The organism is Streptomyces sp. NPDC014861 (assembly GCF_043081625.1).
In the GTDB taxonomy this organism is placed as follows: domain Bacteria; phylum Actinomycetota; class Actinomycetes; order Streptomycetales; family Streptomycetaceae; genus Streptomyces.
Genome location: NZ_JBIBWV010000027.1, coordinates 49,629 through 64,692 on the forward strand (window position 1 = coordinate 49,629; position 15,064 = coordinate 64,692).

General features: G+C 73.4%; 12 protein-coding genes. 10 read left to right on the forward strand and 2 right to left on the reverse strand.

Annotated elements, in window-relative coordinates; translation table 11 throughout:
* The first annotated feature begins 264 nt into the window (after positions 1 to 264).
* Positions 265 to 1,539 (forward strand): DUF5685 family protein, encoded by a 1,275-nt coding sequence (locus ACF1BN_RS33085; RefSeq protein ID WP_392335276.1) that lies wholly within the window; start codon positions 265 to 267, stop codon positions 1,537 to 1,539.
* 72 nt (positions 1,540 to 1,611) lie between these two features.
* Here ACF1BN_RS33085 and ACF1BN_RS33090 read toward each other — a convergent pair whose 3' ends face one another.
* Positions 1,612 to 2,565: an ABC transporter substrate-binding protein gene (locus ACF1BN_RS33090; protein ID WP_392335277.1), complete on the reverse strand. Its 954-nt coding sequence runs from the start codon at positions 2,563 to 2,565 to the stop codon at positions 1,612 to 1,614.
* On the reverse strand, positions 2,562 to 3,059 hold the full coding sequence (locus ACF1BN_RS33095; protein WP_392335278.1) for a GNAT family N-acetyltransferase: 498 nt from the start codon (positions 3,057 to 3,059) through the stop codon (positions 2,562 to 2,564). The genes ACF1BN_RS33090 and ACF1BN_RS33095 overlap by 4 nt, the downstream gene beginning before the upstream one ends.
* Before the next feature lie 503 nt (positions 3,060 to 3,562).
* On the opposite strand from ACF1BN_RS33095, the gene ACF1BN_RS33100 reads away from it, so the two are divergent.
* From ACF1BN_RS33100 to adhE, 9 genes are all read left to right on the forward strand, one after another.
* On the forward strand, positions 3,563 to 4,441 hold the full coding sequence (locus ACF1BN_RS33100) for an amino acid ABC transporter permease (protein WP_392335279.1): 879 nt from the start codon (positions 3,563 to 3,565) through the stop codon (positions 4,439 to 4,441).
* Complete coding sequence (locus tag ACF1BN_RS33105) at positions 4,438 to 6,300, forward strand: FAD/NAD(P)-binding protein (protein WP_392335280.1); 1,863 nt, start codon at positions 4,438 to 4,440, stop codon at positions 6,298 to 6,300. Before ACF1BN_RS33100 ends, ACF1BN_RS33105 begins: the two co-directional genes overlap by 4 nt.
* Positions 6,284 to 7,189, forward strand: coding sequence for an amino acid ABC transporter permease (locus ACF1BN_RS33110; protein WP_392335281.1), 906 nt, complete (start codon positions 6,284 to 6,286; stop codon positions 7,187 to 7,189). The genes ACF1BN_RS33105 and ACF1BN_RS33110 overlap by 17 nt, the downstream gene beginning before the upstream one ends.
* Positions 7,186 to 7,980 (forward strand): amino acid ABC transporter ATP-binding protein, encoded by a 795-nt coding sequence (locus ACF1BN_RS33115; RefSeq protein ID WP_392335282.1) that lies wholly within the window; start codon positions 7,186 to 7,188, stop codon positions 7,978 to 7,980. The genes ACF1BN_RS33110 and ACF1BN_RS33115 overlap by 4 nt, the downstream gene beginning before the upstream one ends.
* Positions 7,981 to 8,012: 32 nt before the next feature.
* Positions 8,013 to 8,981 (forward strand): ABC transporter substrate-binding protein, encoded by a 969-nt coding sequence (locus ACF1BN_RS33120; RefSeq protein ID WP_392335283.1) that lies wholly within the window; start codon positions 8,013 to 8,015, stop codon positions 8,979 to 8,981.
* 44 nt (positions 8,982 to 9,025) lie between these two features.
* Positions 9,026 to 10,051, forward strand: a complete 1,026-nt coding sequence (locus ACF1BN_RS33125) for an LLM class flavin-dependent oxidoreductase (protein WP_392335284.1) — start codon at positions 9,026 to 9,028, stop codon at positions 10,049 to 10,051.
* Complete coding sequence (locus tag ACF1BN_RS33130) at positions 10,048 to 11,367, forward strand: NtaA/DmoA family FMN-dependent monooxygenase (RefSeq protein ID WP_392335285.1); 1,320 nt, start codon at positions 10,048 to 10,050, stop codon at positions 11,365 to 11,367. The genes ACF1BN_RS33125 and ACF1BN_RS33130 overlap by 4 nt, the downstream gene beginning before the upstream one ends.
* Positions 11,364 to 12,176: a DUF1684 domain-containing protein gene (locus tag ACF1BN_RS33135; RefSeq protein WP_392335286.1), complete on the forward strand. Its 813-nt coding sequence runs from the start codon at positions 11,364 to 11,366 to the stop codon at positions 12,174 to 12,176. The genes ACF1BN_RS33130 and ACF1BN_RS33135 overlap by 4 nt, the downstream gene beginning before the upstream one ends.
* Positions 12,177 to 12,365: 189 nt before the next feature.
* Positions 12,366 to 14,960: a bifunctional acetaldehyde-CoA/alcohol dehydrogenase gene (adhE, locus tag ACF1BN_RS33140; RefSeq protein WP_392335287.1), complete on the forward strand. Its 2,595-nt coding sequence runs from the start codon at positions 12,366 to 12,368 to the stop codon at positions 14,958 to 14,960.
* Positions 14,961 to 15,064: the final 104 nt, after the last annotated feature.

Genomic DNA, 15,064 nt, shown 5'->3' on the forward strand with positions numbered 1-15,064 from the left:
GTCCATGATGCGGATCGCGCGCCAAGTGGATACGCGTCGCGTCGGGGATTCGTGACGGTACTGGTGCAGAACGTGAGGCCCTGTTTCTGGCGAATCGTCAGGAAACGTGGGGTATGCCGGGCCTGACGGAGGGCCAAGTTGCTGAAAATATGAAAGTCGGTCCAGAAGGGTGACGTCGGGCGCGTACGGGTGAAGGCCCCCCTCGCTACGATGCCGCGAGGCCGTCGGACGGCCTGTTCTCGTACCGCACCACGGGGGATGGAATTGTTCGGAATAGTGAGGCCCTGTACCCACCGGCTCACCGATCACCTGAAGACCCAGTGGATGGCCCACCTCTGCGGACTGTGTCTGGCCCTCCGTGCCGACCACGGCCAGTTCGCCCGGGTCGTCACCAACTACGACGGCCTCATCGTCTCGGTCCTGACGGAGGCTCAGACCGGTGTCACCGACGCCGGCCGGCGCACCGCGGGACCCTGCCCGCTGCGCGCCATGCGGACCGCGCCGGTCGCCCGCGGCGAGGGCGCCCGGCTCGCCGGAGCGGTCTCGCTCGTCCTCGCCTCGGCCAAGGTGCGCGACCACGTCGCCGACCGGGACGGCCTGCTGGCCCGCCGGCCCGTCGCCGCCGCGGCGCGCCGGGTCGCCCGCTCCTGGGACAAGGCCGGCGCCCGCGCGGGCCGGGCCGTCGGCTTCGACACCGCCGTCCTCGTCGACGCCGTGGACCGGCAGACCGGGATCGAGTCCCTCGCCGGCCCCGGCACCTCGCTCCTCGTCGTCACCGAACCCACCGAGACCGCCACCGCCGCCGCCTTCGCGCACACCGCGATCCTCGCCGGCCGGCCGGGGAACGCCGAGCCGCTGGCCGAGGCGGGCCGGCTCTTCGGCCGGCTCGCCCACCTCCTCGACGCCGTGGAGGACCAGGCCGCCGACGCGGCGAGCGGAGCCTGGAACCCGCTCACCGCCACCGGCACCTCCCGCGAGGAGGCCCGCAGGCTCGCCGACGACGCCCTGCACGGCATCCGGCTGGCGCTGGGGGACGCCGAGTTCACCGACGCCAAGCTCGCCCACCGGCTCCTCGCCCACGAGCTGCGCGTCTCGGTCGACCGCGCCTTCGGCACCACCACCTGCTCGCACGGGGCGCCCGGCACGGGTCAGGGACCGGTGCCGGGGAACCCGTACGCCCCCGGCGGACCGGGGCACGGCACCCCGTACGCCCCCGGCCCCGGCGGGCCCGCCGGCCCGGGCGGACCCTGGGTCCCCGGTCCCGGCGGCCCCGGCGGCCCGTTCCCGCCCGGCCCGCCGCACCGCAACCGGCGCAACCTGATCGCCGGTTGCGCGGTCTGGGCCGGTCTCGCCTGCACTTGCCAGATGTGCTGCGGCACCTACGAGGACCCGTGGAGCCGCGAGCGCAAGGACGGCCTCTGCCAGCAGTGCGACTGCGGCAGCTGCTGCGACGGTTGCGAGTGCTGCTCCAACTGCTGCTCCTGCGGTGGCGAGGACGGCGGCTGCTGCGACGGGTGCGGCTGCGACTGCAACTGCTGACCCGGGGCGGCGGGGGCGGCACGGGTCCCGGGCGGTACGGGTCGCGCAGCGGTGCGCGCGGGGCCCGTACCGCTACTTCACCGGGGCGGGGATCTCCCGCGGGGAGATCTCCGAGCGGTCGATGCCCGAGGCCGTCACTCCCCACTTGCGCAGGATCCGGTCGTACGTCCCGTCCGCCTTCAGGCCGTTCACCGCGGCCTGGAAGGCCGGGGCGAGCGGGGTGCCCTTGCGGAAGGCGAAGCCGACGTCGAGGCGGCGGTACTCGTTGAGGAACTTGGTGCCGGGCTGGCGGCCCACCGCGTACCGGATGCCGTTGATCGTGCTCATCACCACGTCGCTGCGGCCCTGCCGGAGCGACAGCCAGGGCGCCCCGCTCTCGTTGAAGACGTTCACCTCGTACGGCTCCTTGCCCGCCCGGGCGCAGCGCTCCTTGTTCTTCTCCAGGGTCTGCTCGAAGGTGGTGCCGGCGCCCGTCGCCACCTTCAGGCCGCAGAGCTGGGTGAGGTCGGTGACCGCCTTCAGCGGGCTGTCGGCGCGGGCCGCGAAGCCCTGCCCGTCGTTGATGTAGGTCACGAAGTCGATCGCCTTGCGGCGTTCCTCGGTGACCCCGAAGTTGCCGGTGCCGACGTCGTACCTGCCACTGCCGAGCGCCGGCAGGATCACCTCGAACCCGGCGGCCTCGCGCTTCAGCTCCAGACCGAGCGCCTTTGCGACGGCGGCCGCGAAGTCGGCGTCGAGACCCACCACCGTCCTCCCGTCGGGCAGGTACGCCGAGCTGGGCGGGGTGCCGACCGAGGCGGCGAGCGTCAGCGTGCCCCGCTCCCGCACCTCCGCGGGCAGCAGCTTCGCCGCCGCCTCGTTCCTGCCGACCCCCGCCACCACGTCCTCGGTCGGCAGGGCGTCCTCCGCCGCGCCGGCCGGGGCGGTCGCGGCGGGGTCGGCGCCGGAGCAGGCGGTGAGTGTCAGGGACGCGACGGCGGCGGTCAGGGCGAGGGCGGCGGCGCGGGTGCGTCGGGGGATGCTCATGGCTCCGGGGTCTCCAGGTGTTTCTCGAACGGCAGCGGGCCGATCGACTCGGGATCGGCGGTGACGTCGAAGAGCGGGCGGTATCCGGTCGCCAGGTAGAGGCCCCTGGCCTCCGGCTGGCGCGGACCGGTGGTGAGGTACACGCGGGTGTAGCCGCGGGCGGCGGCGTCCCGTTCGAGCGCGGCCAGCACCCGGCGGGCGAGACCGCGCCTGCGGTGCGCCGAGTGGGTCCAGATCCGCTTGAGTTCGGCGGTGTCGGGGGAGTGGCGGCGGTACGCGCCGCCGGCGACGGGGGCGCCGCCCTCCAGGAGGAGCAGGAAGGTGCCGTACGGAGGGGCGAACTCCGTCGCGGGGAATCGGGACAGGTCGGAGGAGTCGCCGTAGCGGGTCAGGTACTCGTGGGCCAGCTCGTCGAGGAGCGGGCGTGCCAGTGGGTCGTCGGGCGTGGTCGCGCGCAGCGAGAGCGCGGGAACCCGACCGGGCGGGAAGGACATGCGTCGGCCTCGGGCGTGAGGAGGACAGAGCGGGGCAGGGCGGGGCGAGGGGAGGGGTGCGTGAAGGCGCGGGTGGCCGGCGTCAGCGGGGACGCCGCAGGACAGGTGCGATGACCTGGGAAAACGCAGAGGGTCGGCTCAACAGGAAGAGGACCACACACGACCGAGGTCGATGTGGGAGCGCGTGACCAGCTGCTGCGGATGCATGGCCACAGTGGAACAGGCATCCGTTTCCCAGTCAACTGGTAGGAGACGCACGCCTCACCCTGAGCCCGTCCCCGGCCCCCTCCTCGGTCTCTCCCCGGGCTCGTTCTCGGCCTCTTTCCGGGCTCGTCCCCAACGGCTCACATTCCGGACGGACTTGACAGCTGGTCGCCGTCGCCCCTTAGCCTCACAGGGCGGACACCGGGCTGAGGGGCCCGGCCCGCGTTCGTCACCACCGTGCGTGTGAAGGCGCACTCCCGTGTTCGACCCGCCGTCTCTGGCAGTCACGGAGCCTTCGCATGTCTTCCGTACCCCTCGACACCCTCGAACCCCCCGGCGCCCGCCCGAGGGCCGCCGGCCCGGTGAGGACCGACCCGGCCGCGCCGGTCGTCGTCCCCGCCCGCAGCACCGGCCAGTGGACCGCCGCCGTCGTCGTCCTCGTCCTGCTCGGCCTCGGCCTCGTCTCGGTGGTCCGCAACGACGCCTTCCAGTGGGACGTCGTCGCCCGCTACTTCACCTCGGCGTCCGTCCTCCGCGGCCTCGGCCTCACGCTGTGGCTGACCGCCGCCGTCATGGTCCTCGGCTTCGCCCTCGGCACCCTGCTCGCGGTCCTCCGGCTCTCCGCCAACCCGGTGCTGCGCGCGGTCTCCTGGGGGTACGTGTGGTTCTTCCGCTCCACGCCGATCCTGGTCCAGCTGCTCTTCTGGTTCAACATCGGCATGCTCTACCCGCGGATCCTCGGCGTCTCCACCGTGGACCTCCTCGGCCCGGTCGCCGTCGCCGTGATCGGCCTCACCCTCCACGAGGCCGCCTACGCCGCCGAGGTGGTGCGCGGCGGCGTCCTCTCCGTCGACCGCGGCCAGATCGAGGCCGCCCAGGCGCTGGGCCTCGGCCGTCGCCGGCGCTTCACCCGGATCGTGCTCCCGCAGGCCATGCGCTCCATCGTCCCGCCCGCGGGGAACATGCTCATCGGCACCCTCAAGGGCACCTCGATCGTCTCCGTCATCGCCGTCCAGGACCTGCTCTACTCCACCCAGCTCGTCTACCACCGCACCTACGAGGTCATCCCGCTCCTCCTCGTCGCCACCCTCTGGTACGTCGCCGTCACCTCCGTCCTCGGAGTCGGCCAGCACTACGTGGAGAAGCGGTACGCGCGCGGCACCGGAGCCGGCCGGTGAGCCGCGCCGCCTCGCTGGTGATCGTCGGCGCGGGACCGCGCGGCACCGGCTTCCTGGAACGGCTCGCCGCCGCCCTGCCCGAGCTGTACGGCGACCGGCCGCTCGACGTCCACCTCGTCGACCCGTACCCGCCGGGACCCGGCCGGATCTGGCGCACCGCCCAGTCCCCGCTGCTCTGGATGAACTCGATGGCCGAGGACGTCACCGTCTTCACCGACGAGACCGTCCGCCTCGAAGGGCCGGTCCGCCCCGGACCCACGCTCGCCGAATGGGCCGGCACCGACGGCCGCCGCTTCACCCCCCGCCCCGAACAGGGCGCCTACCTGCGCTGGGCGTACGAGCGGGCCCGGGACGCGCTGCCCGCCACCGCCACCCTCCACGAGCACCGCACCACCGCCCTGCGGGTGGACGGCCCCCGCGACGGCCGGCAGCGCGTCCGCCTCGCCGGACGCGCCGAACCGCTCCTCGCCGACCTCGTCGTCCTCACCCTCGGCCACCTCGACGCCGAACCCGACGCCGAACAGCGGGAACTGGCCGGCTTCGCCGCCCGCCACGGCCTCGTCCACGTGCCGCCCGGCCACACCGCCGACCTCGACCTCTCCGCCCTCCCGGCCGGCGAGCCCGTCCTCGTCCGGGGCTTCGGACTCGCCTTCGTCGACCTGATGGTCCTCCTCACCGAAGGCCGCGGCGGGCGCTGGGAGGGCCCCGAGGACGCGCCCGTCTACGTGCCCTCGGGGAAGGAACCGGTGCTGTACGTCGGCTCGCGCCGGGGCGTCCCGTACCACTCCAAGCTCGGCTACGTCCTCGACGGCGAACGGCCGCCGCTGCCCCGCTTCTTCGGACCCGACCGGATCGAGGCCCTGCTCCGCCGCGACGGCCCGCTCGACTTCCGCCGCGACGTGTGGCCGCACGTCTCCCGGGAGCTCGGCTGGGCCCACTACCACCGCCTCTTCACCGCCCACCCGGAGCGCACCACCGGCGGCTGGGACGCCTTCGCCGCCGCCTGGGCCGCTGCCGCCCCCGGCGACCCCGCCCTCGCCGCGCTGGTCGCCGCCGCGGTCCCGGACCCCGCCGACCGCTTCGACCCCGACGCCCTCGACCACCCGCTCGGAGGACTCCGCGTCCCGGACGCCGACGCGCTCCAGGACGAGCTGCGGGCCTACGTCACCGCCGACCTGGAGCGCCGTCACGACCCCGCCCACAGCGCCGACGCCGCCGTCTTCGCCGCCGTCCTCTCCGTCTACGGCCAGCTCGTGCGGCTCGGCGACCGGATCGACACCGACAGCTGGTGGCACGGCTTCTTCAGCTTCCTCGCCTCAGGACCCCCCGGGCCCAGGCTCCACCGGCTGCTCGCCCTCTCCCGGGCCGGCGCGGTCCGCTTCCTCGGCCCCCGTCTCACCGTCACGGCCGACGAACGGCACGGCGTCTTCCGCGCCTCCTCGCCCGCCGTGCCCGGCGCGGTCACCGAGGCCCGCGCCCTCGTCGAGGCCCGGCTGCCCGCCCCCACCGTCACCGGCACCGCCAGCCCGCTGCTGCGCGGCCTGTACGAGGACGGCGCCCGGGCCACCGCCGGCGGGCTGCTCGCCGTCGACCCCGCCGACGGGCGGATCGCCCAGCGGGACGGCCGCCCGCACCCCCGCCGGATCGCCCTCGGTCCGCACACGACCGCCCGTGCGGGCGGCGGCTTCACCCGGCCCCGGACCGGCGGGGTCGCCTTCGCGCAGAACGACGCCGCCGCCCGCGCCGCGCTCGCCTTCCTCCGGGACGGCGGCCACCGGCCGGCCGCGCCCGCCCGCACGCCCGTCCCCGTACCCGCCCCTCAGCGAAGGACCGAGGAACACCATGGCCCTGACCAGTGACCCGCCGGTCGACACGACCGCGCACCGGCCGCCCGGCGACGACGGCACCGTCCCGGCCGCCCCGACCGCCCTCACCGTCGTGCCCGTCCGACGCCCCTGGCGGTGGGTCGCCGTCGCCGCCACCGCCGTGGTGCTCGTCCAGTTCGGCCACGGCCTCGTCACCAACCCCGGCTGGGAATGGGACGTCTTCGCCCGCTACTTCGCCACCGAGGCGATCCTCCACGCCGTCTGGGTCACCCTCCAGCTGACCCTCTACGGCACCGTCATCGGCTTCGCCCTCGGTGTGGTGCTCGCCTTCATGCGCCTGTCGTCCAGCCCCTTCCTGCGGGCCGTCGCCTTCGGCTACGTCTGGGCCTTCCGCTCCATCCCGCTCATCGTCCAGCTCCTCTTCTGGTTCAACCTCGCCTACCTGTACGAGGAGCTGAGCATCGGCATCCCGTTCGGGCCCGGATTCGTCTCCTTCGACACCGTGGGCCTGGTCGGCGCCATGAGCGCGGCCGTCCTCGGCCTCGCCCTCCACCAGGCCGCCTACGCCGCCGAGATCGTCCGCGGCGGGGTCCTCGCCGTCGACGGCGGACAGCTGGAGGCCGCCGCCTCGCTCGGCATCCCGCGGCTGCGCCGACTGCGCCGGATCGTGCTGCCGCAGGCCATGCGGTCGATCCTGCCCAACGCCGCCAACGAGATCGTCTCCCTCTTCAAGGGCACCTCGATCGTCTCCGTCATGGCCATCGGCGAGCTCTTCTACCAGGTCCAGGTCGTCTACGGCCGCACCGGCCGGGTGGTGCCCCTGCTGATGGTCGCCACCGTCTGGTACGTGCTGCTGACCACCGCGCTCTCCGTCGTCCAGCACTACGTCGAACGCCACTACGCGAAGGGGAGCACCCGATGAGTGCCGCCACCGCCACCCCGCCCGCCGCCCCCGTCCCCAAGGTCGAACTCCGTGCCGTCCGGAAGAGCTTCGGCACCACCGAGGTGCTCCGCGGCATCGACCTCGACGTCGCCGCCGGCGAGGTCACCGTCGTCCTCGGCCCCTCCGGCTCGGGCAAGTCCACCCTGCTGCGCACCATCAACCACCTGGAGAAGGTCGACGGCGGCACGGTCAGCGTCGACGGCGCCCTCGTCGGCTACCGCCGCTCCGGGAACAAGCTGTACGAGCTGCGCGAGCGCGAGGTGCTGCGGCAGCGCACCCGGATCGGCTTCGTCTTCCAGAACTTCCACCTCTTCCCGCACCTCACCGTGCTGGAGAACATCACCGAGGCGCCCGTCTCGGCGCTCGGCCGCCCCCGCCGGGCCGCCGAGGAAGCGGCCAGGAAGCTGCTCGCCCGGGTCGGCCTCGCCGACAAGGAGACGGCGTACCCCAAGCAGCTCTCCGGCGGGCAGCAGCAGCGGGTGGCGATCGCCCGCGCCCTGGCCCTCGAACCCGGCCTGCTCCTCTTCGACGAGCCGACCTCGGCGCTCGACCCCGAACTGGTCGGCGAGGTCCTCGACGTCATCCGGGACCTGGCCGCGGCCGGCACCACCATGATCGTCGTCACGCACGAGATCGGCTTCGCCCGTGAGGTCGCCGACACCGTGGTCTTCATGGACGAGGGCCGGATCGTCGAGCGGGGCACGCCCGCCGAGGTCCTCGACAACCCCGCGCACGAGCGCACCCGCGCCTTCCTCTCCAAGGTCCTCTGACCAACCACCCCTTCCGGAAAAGGAGTTCCGCCATGCCTGTCCGCCGTACCCTCCTCGCCGTCGTCACGCTCACCGCCCTCGGGGCCCTCACCGCCTGCGGCTCGGGCGACCCCGCCACCGAGATCAAGCCGGAGGGCAAGCAGGGGAAGGGCGTGAACCTCGGCCCGGACCAGCAGCGGATCCGCGCCGACAAGGTGGACGCCGTCGCCGCCAAGCTGCCCGAGGCCGTCCGGAAGAGAGGCACCCTCGTCGTCGGGGTCAGCGCCGGCGGCTACCCGCCGCTCAACTTCTACGCCACCGACGACAAGACCCTCATCGGCGTGGAGACCGACCTCGCCACCCTGGTCGCCGACACCCTCGGCCTGGAGGCCGACTTCCAGGCGGTCTCCTGGGAGAACCTCTTCGTCGGCCTCGACAGCGGCAAGTTCGACGCGGCCTTCTCCAACGTGACGGTGACCGAGGAGCGCAAGGACAAGTACGACTTCGCCACCTACCGCCTCGACGACCTCGCCTTCGAGGCGAAGAAGGGCTCCGGCTGGACGGTGAAGGGCCCCGAGGACGTCGCGGGCAGGACGATCGCGGTCGGCTCCGGCACCAACCAGGAGAAGATCCTCGTCGACTGGTCGAAGGAGAACGAGAAGGCCGGGCGCGAGGGCGTCGACATCAAGTACTTCCAGAACCCCACCGACTACTACCTCGCCCTCCAGTCCGGCCGCATCGACGGCTACCTGGGCCCCAACCCGGCCGTCGCCTACCACGTGACCTCCGCCGGACAGAGCGAGGTGGTGGGGAAGTTCTCCGGGGCGGGCGCCGGGCTCCAGGGCAAGATCGCCGCCACCACGAAGAAGGACAGCGGCCTCGTCGAGGCGTACGCCGCCGCGCTCGACCACGTCATCGCCGACGGCTCCTACGCGAAGGTCCTGGAGCGCTGGGGCCTGTCCACCGAGGCCGTCACGAAGTCCGAGATCAACCCGCCCGGCCTGCCCCGGACCGCGAACTGACCACCCGTCGCACCACGACGCCACCACCGCATCGAGGACCCCGTATGACGACCGGAGTACGACCGCTCCACCTGGCTGCCGAACTCGCCCCCCTCCCCGCGCCCGCCGGCGCCGGGTCGCGCACCGTCGCCGGGACGGTGGCGCTCGCCCGCCTCGCCGAGGACGCCGGGCTCGACTTCCTCACCCATGACGACTCCTTCGCCCGGCCCGGCCTCGACGCGCTCGCCGTGCTCGCCCGGATCGCGCCCGAGACCCGCGCGGTCGGCCTGGTGCCGACCGTCACCACCACCCACACCGAGCCCTTCCACGTCCAGGCCGCGGTCGCCACCCTCGACTGGGTGAGCCGGGGCCGGGCGGGCTGGCGGGTCGCCGTCTCGCCGGGCGAGGCCGAGGCGCGGCTCTTCGGCCGCCGCTCCGCCCCGGCCGCCGACGCGCTCTGGCAGGAGGCGGGCGAGACCGCCGAGGCGGCCCGCCTGCTGTGGGACAGCTGGGAGGACGACGCCGAGATCCGGGACGTGCCCACCGGCCGCTTCGTCGACCGCCACAAGCTGCACCACGTCGGCTTCGAGGGCGCCACCTTCTCCGTCAAGGGCCCCTCGATCGTGCCCCGGCCCCCGCAGGGCAACCCGGTCGTCGTGGTGGACGCCACCCGCCCGGCCGCCCGGGAGACCGCCGCACGCCACGCCGACGTGGCGCTCGTCCGGGCCTCCTCGCCCGAGGAGGCGGCCGGCCTCCGGGCCGAACTGCACCGGGCCGCCCGGGCGCACGGCCGCGATCCGGGGCTGCTGCGGGTGCTGCTGACCCTCACCGCCGACCTGGACGCCCATCCGGGAGGGCCCGCCGCGCTGGCCGGGCTCGTCGCCGACTGGCACGGCGGCGGCGCCGTCGACGGCCTGCACCTCGTCCCCGCCGACCCCGGGCGCGACCTGCCCCGGTTCGCCGCCGAGGTCGCCGGGCCGCTGCGGGACCGGGGCCTGTTCCGTACCGCCTACGAGGGCATCACGCTCCGCGACCACCTCGGGCTGCCCCGGCCCGTCAGCCAGTACGCCCCGAAGGGAGCCGACGCGTGACCGAGTCCCGTCCGGCCAGGAAGCAGATCCACCTCGCCGCGCACTTCCCCGGCGTCAACTCCACCACCGTGTGGTCCGATCCGCGCTCCGGCTCCCAGATCGACTTCTCCTCCTTCGAGCACCTCGCGCGGACGGCCGAGCGCGGACTCTTCGACTTCTTCTTCCTCGCCGAGGGCCTGCGGCTGCGCGAGTACGGCGGGCGGATCCACGACCTCGACGTGGTCGGGCGGCCCGAGTCGATCACCGTCCTGAACGCGCTCGCCGCCGTCACCGACCGGCTCGGCCTGGCCGCCACCGTCAGCTCCACCTTCAACGAGCCCTACGAGCTGGCCCGCCGGCTCGCCTCCCTCGACCACCTCAGCGGCGGCCGGGCGGCCTGGAACGTCGTCACCTCCTCCGACGCGTTCACCGGCGAGAACTTCCGGCGCGGCGGCTTCCTGGACCGGGGCGACCGGTACACCCGGGCCGCCGAGTTCGTCGCCACCGCGCGCGAACTGTGGGACTCCTGGCCGGAGGGCGGCGAGCGGCGCCGCTTCGCGCACGACGGACAGCACTTCCGGATCGAGGGCGAGGTGACCGTGGAGCGGCCCCCGCAGGGGCACCCGGTCGTCATCCAGGCCGGGGACTCCGACGAGGGACGGGAGTTCGCCGCCTCCGCCGCCGACGTGGTCTTCTCCCGGCACTCCACCCCGGAGGCCGGCCGCGCCTTCCACGCCGACGTCAAGGGGCGGCTGGCCCGGTACGGCCGGCGGCCCGAGGACCTGAAGATCATGCCGGGCGTCACCTACGTCCTCGGCGACACCGAGGCGGAGGCGAGGGAGCGGGCCGCGCTGATCAGCCGGCAGCAGATCTCCCCGCAGAACGCCCTGCTCGCCGCGGAGCAGGTCTGGGGCCGGGACCTGTCAGGACACGACCCGGACGGGCCGCTGCCCGAGGTCGACCCGGACCCGGAGTCGACGCTGGTACAGGGCCGGGTGCGGGTCGCCGACCCGTTCGCCGTGGCGGCCCGCTGGCGGGCGCTGTCCGAGGCCAAGGGGCTGTCGACCAGGGAGACGGTGATCGAGGCCACCGGCCGGCACTCCTTCGTCGGCACCCCGGAATCGGTCGCCGCCGCCCTGGAGGAGCACGTGGCGACGGACGCCGCCGACGGCTTCATCCTCGTCCCGCACCTCACCCCCGGTGGCCTGGACGACTTCGTGGACCGGGTGGTGCCGCTGCTCCAGGAACGCGGCGTCTTCCGTACGGAGTACACGGGCACGACGCTCCGGTCGCACCTCGGGCTTCCGACGCCGGTGTGGAAGGGTGGAACACCATGAGCGACACCACGAGCAGCACCGAGACCGCCGACGCCGCCGGGGAGTGGCGGCACTGGCACGAGCGGCGCGAGGCGGCGGTGGCCTCCTCGTACGGCCCGCTCTCCCTCACCGGCACCCACTGGCTCGCCGACCATCCCGGCGGGCGCCTGCCCGGCCTGCCGGGGGAGTGGCGGGAGGACGGCGACGAGCTCGTCCTGACGGCGGGCGCCGAGGACGGCGTCACCGTCGACGGCGAGCCCTTCACCGGCAGCGTCCGGCTCGGCGCCGACCACGCGCCGATCCACGAGTCCCGCGTCGGGTCGGCGGGGCGCCGGATCGTGGTGCTGCGCCGCGAAGGGCTGTGGGCGGTACGGGACTTCGACCCCGAGTCGGCGGCGCGGCGGGCCTTCCGGTCCATCGAGGCCACGCCGTACGACCCGCGCTGGGTGGCGCCGGGGGTCTACCGGCCGTACGAGGAGGAGCGCAGCGTCCGGGTGGAGAACGCCGACGGCAGGGAGCGCGGGCTCGGTCTCTCCGGCGAGCTGGTCTTCGAGATCGACGGGCGGGTGCACGCGCTCCAGGTGGCGGTGGAGGCGGACGGCACGCTGTGGGCGGTCTTCGCGGACGCCACCAGCGGTGACTCGACCTTCCGCTTCCGGTTCCTGCGTCCTGCGGCGCCGGCGGAGGACGGCTCGGTGACGGTGGACCTCAACCGGGCGCTGCTCCCGCCGTGCGCCTTCGTGGACCACTTCATCTGCCCCTTCCCGCCGCCGGGGAACACGCTGGACCTCGCGGTGGAGGCGGGGGAGCGGCGGGTGGTGACCGCCTGACCTCCGGCGGTCCTCTGCGGGACGCCCCCGGCCGGACAGCCGGGGGCGCCCCTTCCCAAGATCTTGTGAATCCGTTCACAAAAGGACTTCCGGCCCCGTCCCCAGGGTCTTTCCGCGCCCCTTCTCGCAGGTCATCGGGTGTCGAATGGAGACATCGAAGAAATAAGGGACCGGTGAAGGAGGCCCGTCATGGAGGCCAAGGAGATGGTGGAAGGACTCGTCGGCCGGGCGCTCGGGGCGCTCGCGGAGTTCGAGGCCCTCGACCAGGAGCAGGTCGACCACATCGTCCGGAAGGCGTCGCTCGCCGCGCTCGCCGCCCACGGCGAACTGGCCCGCCTCGCCGTCGAGGAGACCGGCCGAGGCCTCTTCGAGGACAAGGCCGTCAAGAACCTCTTCGCCTGCGAGCACGTCACGAACTCGATGGCCGGCCTGAAGACCGCCGGCGTCGTCTCCCGCGACGAGCTGAACGGCATCACCGAGATCGCCGAACCGGTCGGCGTCGTCTGCGCGATGACCCCGGTCACCAACCCCACCTCGACCACCGTCTTCAAGGCGCTGATCGCCCTCAAGACCCGCAACCCGATCGTCTTCGCCTTCCACCCCTCCGCCCAGCGCTGCTCCGCCGAGGCCGCCAGGACCGTCCGCGACGCCGCCGTCGCCGCCGGCGCCCCCGCCGACTGCGTCCAGTGGATCGAGGAGCCCTCGATGGAGGCCACCGGCCTCCTCATGCGCCACGACGGCGTCTCCACCATCCTCGCCACCGGCGGCAACGCCATGGTCGAGGCCGCCTACTCCTGCGGCAAGCCCGCCCTCGGCGTCGGCGCCGGGAACGTCCCCGCCTACGTCGCCAAGGACGCCAGGCTCCAGCGGGCGATCCACGACATCGTGCTCTCCAAGGCCTTCGACCACGGCATGATCTGCGCCTCCGAGCAGGCCGTCATCCTCGATGCCGAGGTGTACGAGGCGGGCATCGCCGAGTTCGAGCGGCTCGGCGCCCACGTCGTCACCGCCGCCGAGAAGGCCAAGCTGGAGGAGTACCTCTTCGGCGTCACCGCCCACGGCAGCGACTGCGGCGGGGCGAAGCTCAACGCGGCCGTCGTCGGCAGGTCCCCGGTGTGGATCGCCGAGCAGGCCGGCTTCGAGGTCCCCGAGGGCACCTCGATCCTGCTCGCCGAGTGCGCCGAGGTCGGCGAGAACGAGCCGCTCACCCGGGAGAAGCTGTCTCCGGTCCTCGCGGCCCTGCGCGCCGGCACCACCGAGCAGGGCCTCGAACTGTCCGCCGCCATGGTCGAGTTCCACGGCCTCGGGCACAGCGCCGCCATCCACACCGAGGACGAGGCCCTCGCCGAGGAGTTCGGCCGACGGGTCAAGGCGGTCCGGGTCATCGTCAACGCCCCCTCCACCTTCGGCGGCATCGGCGACGTCTACAACGCCTTCCTCCCCTCGCTCACCCTGGGCTGCGGCTCCTACGGGCACAACTCCGTCTCGAACAACGTCACCGCGGTGAACCTGATCAACATCAAGCGGATCGGACGGCGCAACACCAACATGCAGTGGTACAAGATCCCGCCGAAGATCTACTTCGAGCGCAACGCCATCCGCTACCTCGGCGAGATGGAGGACGTCCACCGGGTCACGATCGTCACCGACCGGACCATGGGCGAGATCGGCCTCGTCGCCAAGGTCACCGGCATCCTGAACGGGCGCGCCGAGCCCGTCGCCATCCAGGTCGTCGACGACGTCGAGCCCAATCCCGAGCTCGCCACCGTCCGGGCCGGCGCCGCCGCCATGCGGGACTTCCGGCCGGACACGATCGTCGCGCTCGGCGGCGGCTCCCCGATGGACGCGGCGAAGATCATGTGGCTGATGTACGAGCGGCCCGAGGTCGAGTTCGCGGACACCAAGGAGAAGTTCTTCGACATCCGCAAGCGCGCCTACCGCTTCCCGAAGCTCGGCGAGAAGGCGAAGCTGGTCGCGATCCCGACCACCTCGGGCACCGGCAGCGAGGTCACCCCCTTCGCCGTGATCTCCGACCCGGAGGCCGCCCAGAAGTACCCGCTCGCCGACTACGCGCTCACCCCGGACGTGGCCATCGTCGACCCGGTGCTCCCGCTGCACCTCCCGCCGAAGGTCACCGCGGACTCCGGCTTCGACGCGCTGACCCACGCCACCGAGGCGTACGTCTCGGCCTACGCCAACGACTTCACCGACGGGCAGTGCCTCCAGGCCGTCAGGCTGATCTTCGAGAACCTGGAGACCTGTGTGAAGGAGGGCGCGAAGGCGCCCGAGGCGCGCGAGAAGATGCACAACGCCTCCACCATCGCCGGCATGGCCTTCGCCAACGCCTTCCTCGGCCTGGTCCACGCCATGGCCCACACCCTCGGCAACACCTTCCACGTCGCCCACGGGCGCACCAACGCGCTGCTCCTCCCGCACGTGATCCGGTACAACGGCACCGTCACCCACAAGGCCGTCCCGTGGCCCAAGGCCGAGGTCTACCGGGCGCCCGAGCGCTACCAGGAGATCGCCCGGACGCTCGGTCTGCCGGCCGCGACCCCCGAGGAGGGCGTGGAGTCCTACGCCCGGGCCGTCGAGGAGCTGCGCGAGCGGTGCGGGATCCCGGCCGGCTTCCAGGCGGAGGGCGTCGACGAGGCGGCCTTCATGGAGGCCCTGCCGCAGCAGGCGATGAACGCCTACGCGGACCAGTGCGCCCCCGCCAACCCGCGGATGCCGATGATCGACGACATGAAGGAGCTGATGGTCCGGGCGTACTACGGCGAGTAGGTCCGGGACACGAGGAGGCCCCCGCGGCGGCGGGGGCCTCCTCGTGCGTGCGGTCGGCCGGTGTCGCGGGGGCCTCCTCGTGCGGTCGGCCGGTGTCGCGGGGC